This window comes from Psychrobacter sp. AOP3-A1-26 (assembly GCF_052378235.1).
GTDB lineage: Bacteria > Pseudomonadota > Gammaproteobacteria > Pseudomonadales > Moraxellaceae > Psychrobacter.
Genome location: NZ_JBQSXN010000162.1, coordinates 1 through 2034, shown reverse-complemented (window position 1 = coordinate 2034; position 2034 = coordinate 1). Strand labels below are relative to the sequence as shown.

Annotated in this window: 2 protein-coding genes; both read left to right on the top strand. The window is 43.2% G+C overall.

Annotation, left to right across the window (positions count from 1 at the left end):
* Positions 1–888: DUF2345 domain-containing protein (locus ACT3TU_RS14040; RefSeq protein WP_444784520.1), on the top strand; the 888-nt coding region annotated here is incomplete at its 5' end.
* Positions 881–2034: LysM peptidoglycan-binding domain-containing protein (locus ACT3TU_RS14035; protein WP_444784519.1), on the top strand; the 1154-nt coding region annotated here is incomplete at its 3' end. The genes ACT3TU_RS14040 and ACT3TU_RS14035, both read left to right, overlap by 8 nt.

Here is a 2034-nt window from a genome sequence, read left to right as displayed (position 1 = left end):
TTGCAATCCACGGCAGCACTTAGCGATGCCAACCAAACGATAGAAGCCTTTAAAACCAGTGCTCAAATTATAGATGAGACGCTAAGTACGGAAGTGTTAGGCGCGTCTGATGTGATGCTGGTCAGTCGTGACAGTATATTAGCCTCAGCAAGTAATACGCTTTGGACGGCGAAAACAATAGTCAGGCAGTCAGGCAGCACCCAGTCGGATGTGGTGGCAGGCAATTATACGCTGACGGTAAATACGATTGACTCGCTCTCGGGAGTGGGTGGTCAAGCCGATCTATCAGGGTTACATATCAGTGCCAACAGAGAGCCACTAGCGATACAAGCCCAAGGCGGTGAGCTGCAACTGCACAGTCAGCAAGGTATGAGGGTTGGTAGTGAGTCGGGACAAGTAAATATATCCAGTCCGAAGCGTATTAAGCTGCAAACGTCAGCAGGAGCATCCATTACGATTGATGATAGCGGGATTAAGCTGGTGTGTCCGGGGACGATTAAAGTTCAGGCGGTGAAGAAAGAGCTGGTTTCTGGAGCAAAAGCTAATTATTCATTACCGATGATGCCTGAGACTGTTCCACTGTTTAGTAATAAGCTAGATGTTTATGATTTGTTTTATCAGCACAACTTTAATGATATTGAGTTTCAAATATTGCGACCTGATGGACAACTGATAGAAGGAGTGTTAGACGAACATGGACGGACTGCTCCTGTGATTAGTGATAAAGAAGAAGAAGTTGAAGTGTTAGTTGGCTTTAAAGATACGGATTGGGGTGTTGAGTTTGAACCTGACGAGGATGAAGAGACAGAAATGTCTGATGAATATGACAGTAATGAGTCAAACGATTCTTTAGGCCAAGACTCTTATCAGGAGAGTAACGATGAGTAAAACCAAAAGTATTGTATTTCAACTCAAATTTATTGACCTTCTTAATAAACCTTTTCCCAATCTATACCATGAAATTAGAGAATCAGGAACGCCCATTAGTGTCAGCAAATCTGACAGTAAAGGACTTGGCACACCAATCAGTAGACCGCCTAGTACTATACTAGTGGTTCATATTCGTCATCCGTTGACGAAAGAGATGATTAAGGTTAATAGTTATATTAGTGTCCCTACGAAAAAAGGTAGGATTATACTCAAAGCCCCCTTCTCTATTCAAACCGTTAAACTTAGGGAACTTGCCAAGAGCGCTGGTTCGTACAAAAGAAGCACTCATAAAGTTGCGGTCGGTAAAGATGAGTACGAAGTTAAGACAGGTCAAGATCTATACACCATTGCTAAAATGCATGACACTACTTGGCAGATATTAGCGCAGCTCAATAAAGCCACTATAAAAGACCCTGATAAAATAGTTCCAGGTCAAATCATCAAAGTGCCGCCAAAGGGCAGTAGCCTAACAGGCAAAACTAATGAGAGGCCTGACTCTCTAAAAAATCAAACCAATTACAAAGTAAAAAAAGGTGAGACGTTAACTGGAATCTCACAAAGAAGTGGCGTGTCAGTAGAACAGCTTCAACGTATGAATGGGATAACGAACCCAACAACATTGCAAGCAGGTCAAACGATCAAGCTACGTAGCGATGGTTCAGCACCAACTCACACAACACCAAAACCTTCATCCACCCCCACTGCTAGACCTACACCAAAGCAAACATCAAAACCATCTGCTTCTGATAAAGAAGAAGGGTTCTTCAATAATGCACTAGATACCATGACTGATATAGCAAAAGGGACGGCTGGTGCTATCGGTGGAGCCATTGGTAGTATTGGTGATGGTCTAGGGGCGTTAGGCGACAAGGCAAAAGAAGGTTTAGAGGGTATTAATGACGCTATGAACGGTGGCAAAAATGATAAACCTTCTGGGCAATCGCCTGCTTCTAGTAGTGGCTCTACTAACTCAACACGATCAAGCTCCTCATCTACATCAGGAGACTACACAGTAAAAAGTGGTGATACTTTAGGCGGTATTGCTCAAAAACACGGCATCAAAACACATGATCTAGCTCGGGCTAATGGCTTGAGTTTAGAAAG